This window comes from Pseudomonas putida (assembly GCF_028682175.1).
In the GTDB taxonomy this organism is placed as follows: Bacteria; Pseudomonadota; Gammaproteobacteria; order Pseudomonadales; family Pseudomonadaceae; genus Aquipseudomonas; species Aquipseudomonas putida_AD.
In genome coordinates, this window is sequence record NZ_JANHKS010000081.1 from 1 (window position 1) to 15,118 (window position 15,118).

Annotated in this window: 14 protein-coding genes; 6 read left to right on the plus strand and 8 right to left on the minus strand. The window is 55.0% G+C overall.

Translation table 11 applies throughout. The annotated features are described in order from the left end of the window. The 5 genes from NPS29_RS27790 to NPS29_RS27810 form a co-directional block, all read left to right on the plus strand. On the plus strand, nt 1-1,600 hold a 1,600-nt coding region (locus NPS29_RS27790; protein WP_274136664.1), incomplete at its 5' end, for a T6SS phospholipase effector Tle1-like catalytic domain-containing protein. Next, entirely contained in the window at nt 1,593-2,264 is a 672-nt protein-coding gene (locus tag NPS29_RS27795) for a DUF2931 family protein (protein ID WP_274136666.1), read from the plus strand. The genes NPS29_RS27790 and NPS29_RS27795, both read left to right, overlap by 8 nt. Nucleotides 2,265-2,292: 28 nt before the next feature. Then, nucleotides 2,293-2,586 (plus strand): hypothetical protein, encoded by a 294-nt coding sequence (locus NPS29_RS27800; protein ID WP_274136668.1) that lies wholly within the window; start codon nt 2,293-2,295, stop codon nt 2,584-2,586. Beyond that, a complete protein-coding gene (locus tag NPS29_RS27805; protein WP_274136670.1) occupies nt 2,579-3,253 on the plus strand; it encodes a DUF2931 family protein in 675 nt (224 codons plus the stop codon). The genes NPS29_RS27800 and NPS29_RS27805 overlap by 8 nt, the downstream gene beginning before the upstream one ends. 8 nt (nt 3,254-3,261) lie before the next feature. Beyond that, the gene (locus NPS29_RS27810; RefSeq protein ID WP_274136672.1) at nt 3,262-3,681 is read left to right on the plus strand and encodes a type VI secretion system Vgr family protein; all 420 of its coding nucleotides are present in this window, start codon (nt 3,262-3,264) and stop codon (nt 3,679-3,681) included. A gap of 6 nt (nt 3,682-3,687) precedes the next feature. Here NPS29_RS27810 and NPS29_RS27815 read toward each other — a convergent pair whose 3' ends face one another. The 8 genes from NPS29_RS27815 to tssA all read right to left on the minus strand — a co-directional run bounded on the left by NPS29_RS27815 (nt 3,688) and on the right by tssA (nt 14,329). Continuing rightward, a complete protein-coding gene (locus NPS29_RS27815) occupies nt 3,688-4,356 on the minus strand; it encodes a hypothetical protein (protein WP_274136673.1) in 669 nt (222 codons plus the stop codon). Nucleotides 4,357-4,415: 59 nt separating this feature from the next. After that, entirely contained in the window at nt 4,416-5,114 is a 699-nt protein-coding gene (locus NPS29_RS27820) for an OmpA family protein (protein WP_274136674.1), read from the minus strand. Nucleotides 5,115-5,170: 56 nt separating this feature from the next. Further along, nucleotides 5,171-6,154 (minus strand): type VI secretion system-associated protein TagF, encoded by a 984-nt coding sequence (gene tagF / locus NPS29_RS27825; protein ID WP_274136675.1) that lies wholly within the window; start codon nt 6,152-6,154, stop codon nt 5,171-5,173. Continuing rightward, entirely contained in the window at nt 6,151-9,798 is a 3,648-nt protein-coding gene (gene tssM / locus NPS29_RS27830; RefSeq protein ID WP_274136676.1) for a type VI secretion system membrane subunit TssM, read from the minus strand. Before tssM ends, tagF begins: the two co-directional genes overlap by 4 nt. A gap of 36 nt (nt 9,799-9,834) precedes the next feature. Beyond that, nucleotides 9,835-11,181 carry a hypothetical protein gene (locus NPS29_RS27835; protein ID WP_274136677.1) on the minus strand — a complete coding sequence of 449 codons (1,347 nt, stop codon included), beginning with the start codon at nt 11,179-11,181 and terminating at the stop codon, nt 9,835-9,837. 23 nt (nt 11,182-11,204) lie between these two features. Beyond that, nucleotides 11,205-11,552, minus strand: a complete 348-nt coding sequence (locus tag NPS29_RS27840; protein ID WP_337993929.1) for a PAAR domain-containing protein — start codon at nt 11,550-11,552, stop codon at nt 11,205-11,207. Continuing rightward, nucleotides 11,506-12,399 carry a M15 family metallopeptidase gene (locus NPS29_RS27845; RefSeq protein ID WP_274136678.1) on the minus strand — a complete coding sequence of 298 codons (894 nt, stop codon included), beginning with the start codon at nt 12,397-12,399 and terminating at the stop codon, nt 11,506-11,508. The genes NPS29_RS27840 and NPS29_RS27845 overlap by 47 nt, the downstream gene beginning before the upstream one ends. Nucleotides 12,400-13,285: 886 nt before the next feature. Further along, entirely contained in the window at nt 13,286-14,329 is a 1,044-nt protein-coding gene (gene tssA / locus NPS29_RS27850) for a type VI secretion system protein TssA (protein ID WP_274136679.1), read from the minus strand. Between the two features lie 165 nt (nt 14,330-14,494). Here tssA and NPS29_RS27855 point away from each other — a divergent pair. Then, nucleotides 14,495-15,118: type VI secretion system Vgr family protein (locus tag NPS29_RS27855; protein WP_274136680.1), on the plus strand; the 624-nt coding region annotated here is incomplete at its 3' end.

Below are 15,118 nucleotides of genomic sequence, written 5' to 3' on the forward strand. Positions count from 1 at the left end.
CTCCATCGATGCGGAGAAATTCAAGTTGTCGACGGGGGTTGTAGCAGGTGCGATGGCGGCTGCGTTGCCATTGGCGTTGAAAAATGCAGAAAGTGCGCCTGCGGAAAGCCTGCTAGATGAGGCTGACGAAGTTGAGGAGATCGAGGAAGAGGAAGAAGAGGTCGAGATTGAGCAGTTGATTACCCTGCGTATCGGAATGTTTTTTGATGGCACGGGGAATAATCGAGATAACAGTGAGAAAGCCCGCGCGTGCTTTGCCCGCGACGTGAACCTTGCAGAAGCGGCGGCTGACATAGTCGAATTCTGCAAACAGCACGGGTTTGACGGCAACGGCGGCGCACCCGATGACAGTTTCGGAAATGACAGCAGCAATGTGGCGAAACTCTTTGAGCTCTACAGAGACGACAGCGACAAGCCAATTTCAGATGACGAGACTGAGGCCTCGTTTCCCGTCTACGTCGAAGGCATTGGCACGAGCAGCACGCAAGACGATTCCAGATACTCGCAAGCCACGGGGCTCGGCGCGCAAGGGGTCAGGGCCCGGGTTGAAGAAAGTCCCGGCCTGCTACTCAAAACCCTGCGAACGTTTCAGCTAAATAATCCTGATAAACGCATAAACAGAATCGAATTCGACATCTTCGGATTCAGTCGCGGTGCAGCTGCGGCGAGAGATTTTGCGAATGAAGTACTTAAAGGAGAACGCAGCGTCGTCGCCAAAGCCATCCCTGCCGGCTCACCAGGCTTGACTGAAAGCTTCGCCTGGCGACCTCAAACGGATTTCTGTATCAACTATATCGGCATTTTCGACACGGTCGCCGCCATTGCCGACTGGATGCACGGCGACCTCAGCGGCAATAACGCCATCAACCCTGGCATCGACATTCGCTTGGCGCCGGACGTGGCGCGAAAGGTTGTGCATTTGGTGGCCAAAGACGAACGTCGCTATAACTTTTCGCTAAATCAGGCTAGCGGTGCCGAGATCTTTCTCCCCGGCGTGCACTCCGATCTGGGCGGAGGATATCTGCCCGACATGGTCGAGCGCGTGATGCTGAGCAAACCTCGCAACAACGAAATCGCTAAAACCGCACCAAATCACAGCGCTGTCAGCTATCAACTCACCCAACAAGACTTGCAGCAGGTCCAATCAATGTATGCCAATTACGCCCTGCCGCTGGAAATACGTAGCTGGCATGTCGACGTCACCAACAATGCCAATGGCGATGTCTCTCACACAAAGCGGGTTTATGCCGCGGTGAGCAGCCAGCGCGAAGTGCGCAATGATCTGGCACTCATCTACCTGCGCATCATGCGAGAACTGGCAGTGCAGCATAGCGTGCCGTTTCTGGAAGTCCCTGATGAGGATAAACGACTTGCCCTGCCTTCTGAGCTCCGGCCCATCCACGAAAAGCTTATGGCTTATGCGCTAGGGGAGTCCGGTTCCTACGGTTTAAGCCCGACTGAAGAAGCATTGCTCTACCAACGCTACATTCACCTCTCTGCTCACTGGAACCCCATCACTCACCCATCGGCTGAACGCGACACGCTGTTCACCAACCGGCCTGGCGAAAACTACCTGCGAACGGTACATCCCGATGAATAAGCTTTTGTCGCTCATCCTGTTATCGATGTTGCTCACAGGCTGCACTTCAGCAAGCGGTCGTTCAATGCCATACAACGCGTGGCGCCTAGGTGTATTTGCCCCCGATTACATGGAGGTATGGATTGAAACAGTCAATGTCTTGGACAACAGTGGTTATGTCATCTTTGAAGCAGCCAGAGGCGTGCCGTCCATTGGCTATCCGCGGGCGCGAAGCAAGGGTATACCAGACAAATTCAAAGGCGACCCCAAAGGCTGGCCCGAGCGCGTAGGCTGGGGCAAAGGTAAATATCTCAAAGCGGACCTTCCCAATCAGATCTATGTTCGTTGGCAATCGCTGGTCGAGCCCCAGATCTATCACGCACGCATCGACATCCCTGAATCAACCCGAGAAATTATGCGCAAAGGCGAAAAAGCATTTTGTCGCTTCGACGCGAAATGGATCACCGGCTACCGCGAAGCCATCGTCATCGGTCTGGCACCCGGCGGCATCGCAAAAATTTGGGTAACCGGCCCCTGCTTGTCTCCTATTGAGGTCACGAGGGTACAGGCCAAGGTCGATCCGACAGGGCCAAATGATGGCCAATCTGGTGACAAATTCGTCCAGCCATCGGCTGAGTCTAGAGCGTACGTCGAGAAGTTCGGCATTCCATATGGTTCATGGTGAGCTCTCAACGCATCAGCGCGTGATGGGCATGCGCGATCTGGCAATACACCATGCCTTGCCATTTGACACTATCGACGACAGCGATGCGCGGCTTGCCTTGCCTTCTGAACTCCAGCCCATCAATGAAAAACTTATGGCTTATGCCTTGGGACGATCCAGCACCTACGGTTTAAACGCGACTGAAAAAGCATTGCTCTACCAACGCTACATTCACCTCTCTGCTCACTGGAACCCCATCACTCACCCGTCGGCTGAACGCGACACGCTGTTCACCAACCGCCCCGGCGATAACGACCTGCGCACGGAGCACCCGAATGAATAAGTTTTTGTCGTTAATACTTACACTATTCATTTTGAGTGGCTGTACAGCTGTGAACAGTCGTTCATTGCCTTACGACGCTTGGCGATTGGGATTTTTTGCACCGTCGTACATGGAGGTCTGGATCGAAACCGCCGATGCCATTGGCATCGATGGGATGGTCCGTATTGAGGCAGCCCGAGGGATACCGGCCATGAGTTATCCGAGTACTTTTAGCGAAGACCCTCCAGATATATTCAAAGGCAAACCCGCAGGCTGGCCTGCTCGTATGGGCTGGGGCAAAGGGAAATACATCAAAGGGGCTGCCCTGCCCAAACAGATCTATGTGCGATGGCAATCGCTGGTTGAACCGCAGATTTATCACACACGCATCGATATTCCGGAGTCGATCAGGGAGATCATGCGAAAAAAGGACAGAGCTTTCTGTCAATTCACCGGAAAAACAGAAGTGCAATACCGCAAAGCCATCGTCATAGGTTTGGCACCCGGCGGCATCGCCAAGGCTTGGGTAACGGGCCCATGCCTCACACCGATCGAGATCGGAAGGGTTCAGGCCACGGTAGACCCGACCGGGCCGTATGACGGCAAGTCTGGCGGCAAATACCGTCCACTTTCTCCTACCTCAAAAGCCTACGTCGAGAAATTCGGCGTGCCGTATGGCTCGTGGTAAGCAGTTAGATGAAAGGGTCTATTTGCCAGCGAACCACGGACAGCGCCGTCAACAACCTTGGCACGCTGTCCGGCCTGCAAACCCGCAACCTCGACGGCAGCTGCGCCAGTCAATGGCTGCTCGACGATGCCAGCGGCCAGTTACGTCACGAGCTGCGCAACGCCACTGGCGACAGTCACCTGGCGCTGGGGTATTTGATCGAGCAACAGGGCGCCGAACGTGGCGCTTATCGCGGCGAAGGTTTTGTCGAGTCCACCGAGGCCTGGGGCCATGTCCGCGCCGAGAAAGGCTTGCTGCTCTCAGCGACCAGAAGGGCTGGCGCTACATCCACGCAGATGGACATCAGCGAAGCCCACGCCCAGCTCAATGGCGCGGTGCAGACCGCCGAACGCCTCGATCAGGCCACGCGCCAGGCCGACGCGGAATAACCCTCGTCACGGTCCCCTCCTAGGTTTTGGAATGGTCGACATCAGCGCCTCTGGGTAGGCAACTTCCTGTTTCACGCGCTGCCACTCAGCTTTCAATATGGCTTGCGTGTGTCCTTGCGCCTCCCCTATCAGGCGAATGGCCAAGTTAAGCAGCCTGTGGGCCTCTGTCGGAGAGTCTGCACCTTGAGTGGTATGCAGCGATTCTCGGATGTGCTCAAGGCACGTCCTCAACTTGATGTGCAGCTCTTTCTCTGGATTTAGACGAAACATGATGCGCAGATGCCGTTCGTGGTGCTCGCGGTCACGCGCACCGTTTTCCGGTGAGAAGGCGTCGGCGGCCTCCTGGTAAATCTTAATGGCCTTGGCGTGGTCGACTACGCCTGCCTTATCGGTAGCTTCTTCCTCAACTCGGAGTCCGGCACGCGAGCGCATACCCTGCCATTTCCAGAGGATCTCCTGCGACGAGGCCAGATGGGCCGCCATGTCCGTGCGCAGTTCATCAATCCACTTCTGGCGCTTATCCGCAACGAAAGATGCGGTTGTCCGATGGGATACCAAGTGTTGAAGATCAAGCTGCTTCGCAATCTGTCGTCGGGACAGGTAAGCGATCAAGAGCTGGGCTGCGACTCCGCAGGCCGCGATAACTGCAGTAGCTTCAGGTGTGGTTAGCGTCATCAGAATTCTTCATAAAATGGGCAGAGGCACGATACGACCCGCTTGGAGGCGTACCTCAATTAATTCAGGATCTTGAAATCGATCCGCCGATTTTTGCTTCGGCCTTCAGCGGTCGCATTATCCGCAATAGGATAATCCGGACCGTTACCCGTCACCGACAACATGCCGGATTCGATCCTTTTGCCGATCAGGTATTGGCGTACCGCACTCGCGCGGGCCAGGCTCAGCTCAATATTGCTATCGCGATTTCCAACGTCATCAGTGTTGCCAATGATGGCGATTCTAGCCCCGCCCAATTGCTGAATCGCACGCGCCATCTCATCAAGCACCACGCGGCCTCGAGTTGTCAGAATTGCACTGCCACTTTGAAACTCAACCGTGCGATTGGCCAGTGTGTCGTCCAAGGACTTTTGCTCGGAGCGCAGCTGTAATGCGTTGTTCAGCTTGTAGGTCTTATTGAATGCACTAGCCAAATTACTGGTGACCGTTTGGCGCTGTGCTTCATTCGCCACCTCGCCGCTGAGGTGGATCTGGTTTCCATCCACGCGGATCTCTCCTTTCGAAATCTGCTTGAGGTTGGGATCGATCATCTTGAGAACGTATTGATCCCAGTTGGCGGGCGCGACGACATTACCTACCTCAAGCTCATCTGAGACACGGTCTGCTCCGTACAGCGCGCGCATCCGCGACAAGATTTCCACTCGGGTTTGCTCATCAGGCACCACGCCGCCTACAACAATTTTGCTCTGATTAGCCATGGCACCGCCTGAGATGCAGCACATGGTCAAGATCGAGGTGTATAACAAGCGCATGGTCATGCTCCCAGAAATGTTTCGAGAAAACTGGATCTGGCTGTCTTCAACGAGAGCCCGTTCTGACTGGTGTAGCTGGACATTTTCTTGAGCGCGTAATTTCCGTGAATCTGATCCTCAATCCAATCAGGATCGTCCAGCAAAACTGTATCCTGGGCTTCACTTCGAGGGTCAAATACGCCGTACACGCCTCGTGCCGAAATGCCCTGAAAGCCCAATGTCAAAATCGGAACAGGTTCGATGCGCTGCAGCAACATCAGATCTAAATTAGCTCGATCCAAAAATCCCGATATCAAATCCAGCCAGAAAGTCGCCACGAGCGGCCTGTACATTGGGTCGACAGGTAGAGGAAGCTGCAGCCCTTTTCCCATTTTCGGAGCATCGCTTTCCCGCACGGGCTTCATCAGGGTTCCCAAGCCAATCAATACACGCCGCACGTCCACCTGATGGCCGGAAGCATTGAGCAAGCTTTGCAGAGAGCCCACTGTCTGAGCTTCCAAAAAATCAACGAAGGTGGCTTGCAGCACATCTGGATTGGTCGTTAGCTCAATGGGTTCGGAGATTAATTCAGCCAGGACGCTAGTCGGGTCAGAAGCGGCTTTGGCCGCTGTCAGCTCCCGCCCAAGACGCGACCACAACCGCGAAAGCGATTGTGGGCAGCGAGCAACAAATCCTAACGGGTGATCGACCTCAAAAGTCACGGCAGCCATGAAAGGGAAACGACGGCCGCTGGCGTCCTCACTCGGCACTAGACGTCCGCCGATGACGGAGCGATTGCGGGATCCCATGAAGGCGAAGTCAACAGGCCGAGCGCTGTCATATAGCGATTTCCACGCGACGTCTTCAGTCAGAGCTTCAAGCCCCGTCGTGACCCATTGATCCAGCAGTGCGAGAAGCGGGCGGTTCTCACCGCCTTTCAAAAAGTCACCCTGGCTCGGCAGTTTTCCGAAATAGCAGACTGGCAAAGTAAGGTCTGTCGAGCTCATAGCGCACTCTCCTCTTGGGTGCCGACCACCTGAGCTGGCAGCTGGGCACCCGTCAGGCCTTGGCGTTGTGATCCATCCGCATTGGCTTGCGGGTTGCTAATGATTTTCATCGAGACAGGTACGGACCACTCCCCTTGTGTCCATTTCAACTCATACGAGCCGTCTGTATTTTTTCGTCCGTTGGCGCTTTGAATTAATTGCCCCAACGCGTTCTGGCCTGAGAAACTCGCGATGTCCTGAGTCCTGCCGTCGTAGGTGACCAGGCTGATTTTCACGGTCTGGTTGGCTTTATTGTTGTCCCAGGCGAAGTTGGTCCATTGCGCAGGCGTGTTGCGATAACGCAACTGCTGGTCCCCAATCAATAGTGTGTACTCACTGAAGCCAATGGCAGAACCAGGCAGTACCTGGAAAATGGACGTCGAACCGCCGTCCGCCGACTCTCCCAACGGGGCGACCCACTGGGCAAAGTTGCTCATCAGGGCCGGCGCGAGGGTCACGCCGACATCCGCCCACTGTTTGCTGGCCAAAACATTACCGCGACGGATGACCAATGGTCCTAGGCTTTCAGAGGCAAATTTGGAGATTGCCCCCTGTGGCCCGAAGATGGCCCCAATCTCTGCGCTTGTTGCCTCGATCTGGCCGTTGGTAGCAAACGGGTACTTACCCGCCAGCGATTGCTGGAACGGCTCGAAGACCTGATCTTTCCAGACCTGATTCAGCTCACGCTGAGTTGCCGGAATGATAGCGCTGAAAGTCTCAATCATTGGCCACAGCAACAGCGGACGCAACGACCGGCGTTGGCTGTCCTCCATACTGGCCAGCAATTGCTCATCCACCAGTGTCAGACCGGCAGACAGTTCCGAGCCCGCGCTGGCGTCTAGAGTCTGCAGCACCAACTCCCGCGCACCTGGACCCGAGTTACCCTGAGTTTGAATGGCGTTTAGTCGCGTACGCACTCGCGAGAGCACCTCGAGGTAACTTTGCAAAAGCGATGGCGCGCCATCGCGAGCAATCATTAGTCGAGCGATACCGGCGAATTCACGTCCGACAGGGCCTACCGTGAGTTCCCCCTTTACAACTGGAGTGGTCATTTCAGGAGCCGGCTCATTCCAGCGCTCCCAGAATCTGGCCCAAGCAGACTTGACAGCTTCATTGACAAGGGAGGGGTTGTCCCAGGAAGTCTGCAGATACACAGACTCCAAAAGCTTGCGCATTGGCGAGTTCTGCGGGTCACCCAGCTGGTTCATCGCCAGGCTTGCCTGTCTGAAATCGCCAAATTCGGCAACCGAGATGCCTTGTAGAAACTTACGCCACTCGACTATGTATTCCTGCGCGTATAGCTGCTCCAGCTCCTTTTGAATGTGCTCGGGGCTGCCTGACAGAGTCAGGTCATCAGATCGAATGCTTTGCAGGACCCAATCGGTGGTACTGAGCTCCTTGTTCGCAGCATCGCGGATAGCCTGCTTCACGTAACCTTCCCAAGCTTGCCGGGAGAACGTACCTGAAATCGCATAACTGCCTGAAAAGATCTTGCTGTCGTCCCCTGCAAGAAGGCCAGCTACCGAAATACTCGGGAAGCGTGTCGCGGCGCGAGCCTTGATTTCTGCATAGACCCGGTCGCGTGCAGGCATACCCTGCATGACTCCACTCAAGGCAAGGCGCGTATCATCGATCAATGTCACCTTGTTATTTACCGTTGGCCAATCAGGAGCGGAAGATTGACCGATGTAAAAGGACATCAGACGCTCGGCATGGCGAGCCATGACTTCTCGATCCATCACGCCACGATTGGCCTCGAGCCAGTGACGCCAAAAGCGGGTCAGTTGATCCCCAAGATGGACGGGTTCAACACGCTGGACGTTTCCTAGCATCAGGTAAGCTTTCAAAGCGTTGTACGCCTCCTGAACATCTATGGGCGATGCTGGCTGATACACGCCTGCGATTTGAGAGTTTGGCTTCGCCTGTGTAGCAGTCCCAAGTTTTAACTGCGCCGCGTTTTTGCCAACACTGGCCAGATAAGCCTCCATGTGTTCTGTAACGGGCTTGAGCATTAGATGGGACATACCGTTGAGATACTCCTGGCGTAGCAGAACCTCCAGCGCATCACCCTGGTAGAGACCAAGCCCCAGCATTAACGGATGATCCGCTCTGTATTTCTGCAATTGGGCAAGGCGATCCTGCAGCAATTCGAGCGCTTCGAGGCGCGCTTGCAGGTCAACCCGATCCTGTTGTATCAAAACAGCCTGCTGCAGATCGGCCTGTGCATTGCTTACCAATTGGCGGTTGTTGGTGTACGAAACGGCCCAACCTGCCAGCCCTCCCCCGAGCAGCAAGGCTGTGCCAAGCACCACGACTAGCCGCCTACGAATACGGCGTGCGCTGGAGTACTGACGGACGAGTTGACGGTCGGCAAAAATGACCTTGCGGAACAAGTCGAGCAGGAAGTAGCTGTCACGTGCCGTTGGCTGCACCTTCTTATTGTTTGCCGACTCACTCAAGCTGAACAGGCTGGCAATGTCATCCGACACGCTATGGACTGACGAGCCTTCCTGAATGGCACTGGTGAAGTAAAAACCTCGTATCACCGGCCGATACTGATAGGGGTTTTCCTCAAATAACGTCGTGAGAAAACTCCGCAGACAGGGCTTCAAGCTTTCAAATTCGAGAGGCAATGTCAGCAAGCCCGGCGCGTGAGGTTTCCCACGATTCACCGCCATCTGAGCCAGACTCATTTCCTTGAGGCCGTCGCACAGCTCGGCGAAGTAAGCTTCGAACTGCCCTACAGGGTTCAGGTTGCCATCGGTTTCGAAAGCAAAGGTCGAGCCCCAGACTTTTTCTCGCTCCGATGGCTCAAGGCTTGCGAAAAAATCACCAAACCCATCGATCAGATCTGCCTTGGTGAAGACGATATAAACCGGAGCAATAACTTCGAGGCTGTCGGTCAATTCTTGAATTCGCAGCCGCAGCTTTTTTGCCAGTTCGATGGCGAATTCCGGCGGCTTGCTGACCAATTCAGCAATGCTGGCAGCGATGATGATGCCGTTGATGGGCGCGCGGGGACGGTGTTTGCGCAACATGTGCAGAAAGGAAATCCACTCCCCTCGATCGGCGTCCTGCACAGAGTACCGCCCGGCCGTATCAAGCAAGATGCCTTCGCTGGTGAGGTACCAATCGCAGTTTCGAGTCCCCCCGATGCCTTGCAGCACACTGCCTTTCTGATCTGTAAACGGAAAATGCAAACCGGAGTTGAGGATCGCAGTGCTCTTGCCTGCGGCGGGATTACCGATAACCAGATACCAGGGCAACTCATACAACGCAGCAGACCCTTTTAATCGGCCCATCCGCGAAGACTTGATCTTGGCGACAGCTGCCTGAAGACGCTCCTTCAATGCTTGAGTTTCACCACTGTCGGTTGTGGAGGTATCACCTGAGATCAGCTGTTTCAGGCCTTCCGACGCCCGAATGGCCTTTAAGCGATTTCTGACCCCGGCGATTAGAACACCCAACGCCACGACTGCGAGCACGATCAGGATCGCAGGCTTGATCAGTGAGGCATCCAGCAACAGCAGAGTGATTAGAACGACTACTGCAAGCAGTACCAATATGCGCTTGAACGTAAAGAAAGCGGTGATGCGGCTAATCATGTCGAGCAATCCAAATACTTACAGAAAATGAGACCGTCATACCGACTCATCATGAGCTGGCTGGGCCTCTACCGAGGGGGGATGAACCAATGTTGCTGCTCGCCATCCGTCATCCTGAACGGAGACCATCAGGGTGTTAATTTGCAAGCGCACGCTCAGGTGTGCTGCCAGCGCCAATGAGGCTATAGGAGCAACGGCAGCCATCTCGCCGCATCCGGCGGTCAAGGCAAGGTTGTTTTTGATGGGATGCAGCCCTGGGAAAAATGCATGCTGCATTGCGGCGACTTCGGTCTGTTGCACTGCTCTGTGGCTCGAATCGCTGATAACTGTCCCGACTCCATCACGTATGCCGTCGCGCTGGCCAAGCATTTCGCAGAGTGGATCAGCGTCTTTGTTCGCCGAGGGATAGCACTGTCGGATATCGACCTGCTGCACCCGCGCAAATGAAGAATCCGAATCAGTTGTCGGAGCTGCGCCCAGCAACAAAGCGCAGGCCCCCTCTCCCGGGATGAGGCCTTCAGGTCGTTCAGTGGCATACAGACGACCTTGTTTATCCCAGCGCGCCACCGGAATCTCTCCGATGAATGAATCGCTCACCAATAGCAGATGCCCAGCGTCATCGAGGTCGTAATTGACCTGGGTGATGAGCTTATTGAGATACTTCAAAGCACCTATCGCACCGGTAACCGACTGGACGCTGAGATGAAACTGCACCGAGGGCGGCATCGATGATGCAAACCCCTTCCCCAACCACTGTTCAGCAGCCTCGACCGTGCGGGTACCCCAGCGGGCTGGCGCAAGAAAGTGGATCTGGAGGGCCGCTTTCGAATCACCGCGCGCAACGTGACGCAGAGCGATCGACTGCAAGGCATCAAGGGCGAGTAGCAGAGCACGCTCAACGGTAGTCTCCAGAGACGACCTGCTTGATCCAATCTCGGCAAAGTCGGCAGTCATCACATTCTGAATCCACGCGGCCCGCACCGGTGAGCCGTCCGAAGTTTTCAGCGCGTAGTGAAACCCTGGCAGGTCGCGCTGCTTCAGAGCCCTTACGACGTCGTCGGGAGAGCAGCCAACCGGTAACCGAAATTCAACATCGCGAATATCCAGATAGCCGACGGACTCAGGTATCTGCTCTTCAGGCTCGTTGTGATTACCGTCAGCCGTAGGCTGTATGCGTGGCTTGATCAGATAACCAATCATCTTCTTCAAAAGCCACAAAGCAACGCAAACCAGAACAGGCAGGAGGAAGAAATCAGTTACGAATTCCTCGGCACTCGGGAGCCGAAAACTCTCCTGCCATGACCAAGCCCGCCGCACCCAGACACAGAAAAAGACCAGCACCACCAGCAGCGATTTGAGCCCGAATAAACGCGTTAACACCATGCCGTCCGATTCCCCCTGAAAACTTAGGGCCTATAGGTCGAAGCTTGGCTGGCGATCAGAGACGCCCCACATGCCGTAGAGTCGCCGTGGCGAGCAGCCGACTGCCCCTGCAGCAACAATGCCCCATCGCCCGTATCGATAACGGTATTGCCGTGTATGGGACAGGTGACTGCATCCCCCACGCGAGCAACGCCGATGCCGCCAACCCTGGAAATTGGGCTGCATTCAATGACTTCACCGCCGTGAGTAGTTTTGTCGCCTTTCAAAATCAAATGCCTAGTCAACGTTTGTTCCCTCATCGTTATTAATAATGGCCAGTGGAAGCTAGCGCCTTCGGGGCGGTCCGGATCCAGACCGTCGATACTCGACATGCCCGAAGTCGAGCAGCTTCCAACGTCCGCCCCATGTAAGCCCGACTTCTTCCGCTACCTGGCCATACAGCTCGTAACCTTTCATGGCCCAGGCGTCCTTTTCTGAAATAACCAATTTGCCATCCCGCATGAAAGCGCTGTCTGCCGCCAAGCCGTACTGGTGATAGCTCTGTCCTGGGCCGGCTCCTGTGACCTTCGATGAGAGGGCGGCTTGTTTCTCCGGGCTCCTGTAGCCCTCCAGTAGGGCCATCTCGTAGCCATGACGGTCACGCATGATTTTGTAAACCACCAGCAATTGCTGCATGAATTCAGCATCCAGCCTCTCCCACGAACGATCTGCCGTGGAGATGCGCGGACGTATGCGCTCAACCTCCGCAGAGGTGAATACCTGTGGCGGCAAGGGTCGGGGCGGCACCAGTCGCTCGCCTTGCAGCAAGCTGGCGATCAAGCTCTGCTGCGATCCTGCAGTCACAGATGCTCTCTCATACCCTTCGAGCATGACGGGGCCACGAAGCAGGACCACCAACATCGGCGGAAATCCCAGCACCACCATTGCAGCAATCAATACCAACCGGTGTTGTCTGAAATGGAAGACGATCCCTTGGCAAACGCTTGCAATGTATCCAATTAAAGATCGAGTTACTAAAAAAAATACCGATTCGAAAACTTTCAGAATTTTCCTACATCCATTACGAGCGAATCCTACAGCGCGATCCCAACATATAAGCACGACGGATGGAAACATCAGGGCGCCCACCACCAACAGCGAAATCAGAAACACCAATCCGACAAAAAAATACACCATGACACGTACATCTCGACATACATTCGAAAGCAGAAAGCGCACACCCTACTCGTCTCTCCTCGTAAGAAAGGAATAGAGATCGTACAACAAGCCGATTATGTTTTTGCGCCAACGGAACACCAACAATACATCCGATGAATGTTTTCAGCTATTCAAATACATCCCCCGAACAGGTTAAAGTACGACAACTTTCGACACTGAACTCTTGTCTGGAAACGTCTCGTTTGAATCCAAAAAACACTAACCGCCAGCCGCCGAGCCTCCTGATTGAGGATGACTCTGTCGCTCCCAACGGCACCCACCATGTGGTGCCGCCGACGACTGAAAATACAAGAGCGCTGCCCTTCTCACGCTGGTCGCGGCGTATCCTGCCCATACTTTATATGCTTATGTTTGGCACCGTCGGGATCACGCTTTACACGCTACGTGACAGCTACGACTCGGCTGAAACGACAAGTGCTACGGCATCCGTCGACACGCAGGTTGATGTCTTGCCAGCCGCCAGCATTGGACCTAAGCCGGGAACAACCCAGCAGCCCCTTGCACCCCAGTCGAGTAGCGCCCTTATCGTCCACGAGCCTCTTCCCTCACCGCCAACCCAGGCGCCAAAAGTCGTGCAACCACCCCCAAAAGACGTTGCGAAAACCGTATCGCCAAGGACCCTGCGCTCTGCGCAGCCAACGTCGCACCTGACGACTCAGGCGGCAAAAAAGGCAGCGCCTTCGAGCGATGTGGACGTTTTGATAGCCCTGATGCGGTATTCCGAAGACGGCAAATCTTCCAAGCTTCTCGATCTACAGGACCGCCTCGATAATTGTCCTGCACCCAATACGCGAGCCGGGATCCAGTGCAGACAAAAAATATGTGCTCAACCGGATGGTGAAGACACTCTATGCCCGGGTCGGCGCTAACACCGACCGGGCTCTATTCAAGGCTGAGACGTAGCTGAAACCCCGAGCAGTTCCTGCAGCCGGCCCAGAGCCCCTTCATCGCGCAGTACCAAGGGAAGCCATTCATGCAATGTCATTCCTCCCCATTTTGCGGCCTGATCGGCCAGGTACGCGGCGGGGCTGTGGGGCTCAGCTTGTCGGAAATACTCCGCAACCTGACGTAACATTGCCAAGGCTTCCGTTCGTGACGTGATGGAGCCGATGACTGCACCGCTTGGCGGGGCCACATCGGCTGAACCGGACGACGCATCGACCTCAACCGCATGAGTGACCTGCGATGGCATGCTGACACCGGCGTCTTTAGCGAAACGCTGGATTGTGCCGACCACACCCCCAAAGGCCTCAAAAACTGCCGAGAAGCCAGGCGATTGCTCTCCCAGCAATTCTTGAGCACATGCCTGCAACGACTCGAGTGCGGCCATTGCTGCACCAGCGTCTTGCCACAGCTTTTCGTAAAACGCCACAGGTGTGGCGGCTCGCGCCCTATCTAACTGCTCCAGAGTGACGGATGAGGATTCCCCCGACCTGTTGACACCTGATCGCGAGCGCGCCGCCGCATAGTCTCCGAGGGTATATTTGCTTTGCCCATCGTCGACTACGTCAATGAGTGTCAACCACACGACACTGTGGGCAAGCAGCCAGCTCAGGGTGCCCACACGCTGCTCCTGATCACCCTCCTCCGGTTGCGGGTGGATAGTGTCCCAATAGCGATCACATAAACTGGCGAACAAAGAATATCCATCGGCCAGCCCGGCAAACCCCTTGGTATGAACCATGGCCTCGGTCATCCAAATGACTAGTCGCAGATCCTTGGTAGTGCTCTTCAACAATTCGGAACACCGCTTAATGACCTCTGGCCAATTGGCGACTTTCAGGTCGGTGACCCATTCACCCTGATCCAAAGTTGGATCATCAGAACTACGAAGCTTTTTGATGTCATCAAATTCTACAGAGTATGTAAGATCTTTCCCTGCGTGCTGTAGGACGTTTACAGGTTCAAGGAAATAATCGACAGTTTGCATAATGTTGGTACCTGAGGGCTATATTGAGGCGTGAAAAAATGCTTACAATCCGCGCATTCGCACATGCAGTTTTGCAATGATCACCGCGTTTTGGAACATCAGCAATCATTAGAAATAATTTCACAGCGCGCAATGAAGTTATCAACTTCGCAATGGATAGCCCCTATGACAACTCTCACACCTCGCATCAATAGCGCTACTCGACTGTATGAGCTGCAAGGTCCCGCGCCCTTTGATCGAATGCTTGTCGAACGATGGACGGGGTTCGAGCAGCTATCCAATTTATTCCGATGGGACTTGCTGACGCTCAGTCCCGAGCATGACATCGCGTTCGACAAAATGCTCGGCCAGACGCTTCGCCTGCTGACGACGTTGGCCGACGGCAGCCAGTGTTCGCGAAGCGGTTTGGTCGTCAGTGTCCGCAATCAAAATACCGACGGCGCGCTGACCCGGTATTACCTGGAACTCAGGCCATGGTTGTGGGTGCTGGCCCAAGGTAGGAACAGCCGGGTGTTTCAGGACCTGTCGGTGCTGCAAATCGTCGAGCAGGTGTTTGCCGGGTATCCCGCCTACGCACACTGGCAGATCACGGGCGATGCCGAGCATTTGCTCACTCGGGTACGCCCACGCAGTTACTGCACTCAATATCGGGAAAGCGATCTGGATTTTGTCGAACGGCTGCTGGCTGAAGAAGGCTTGGGATATTGCTTTGTCGAACACGCACAGGCGCCAGCCGGGCACAGTCTGATCATCTTCGGAGACAGCACGCTGCTGCAAGAGGACTCGACT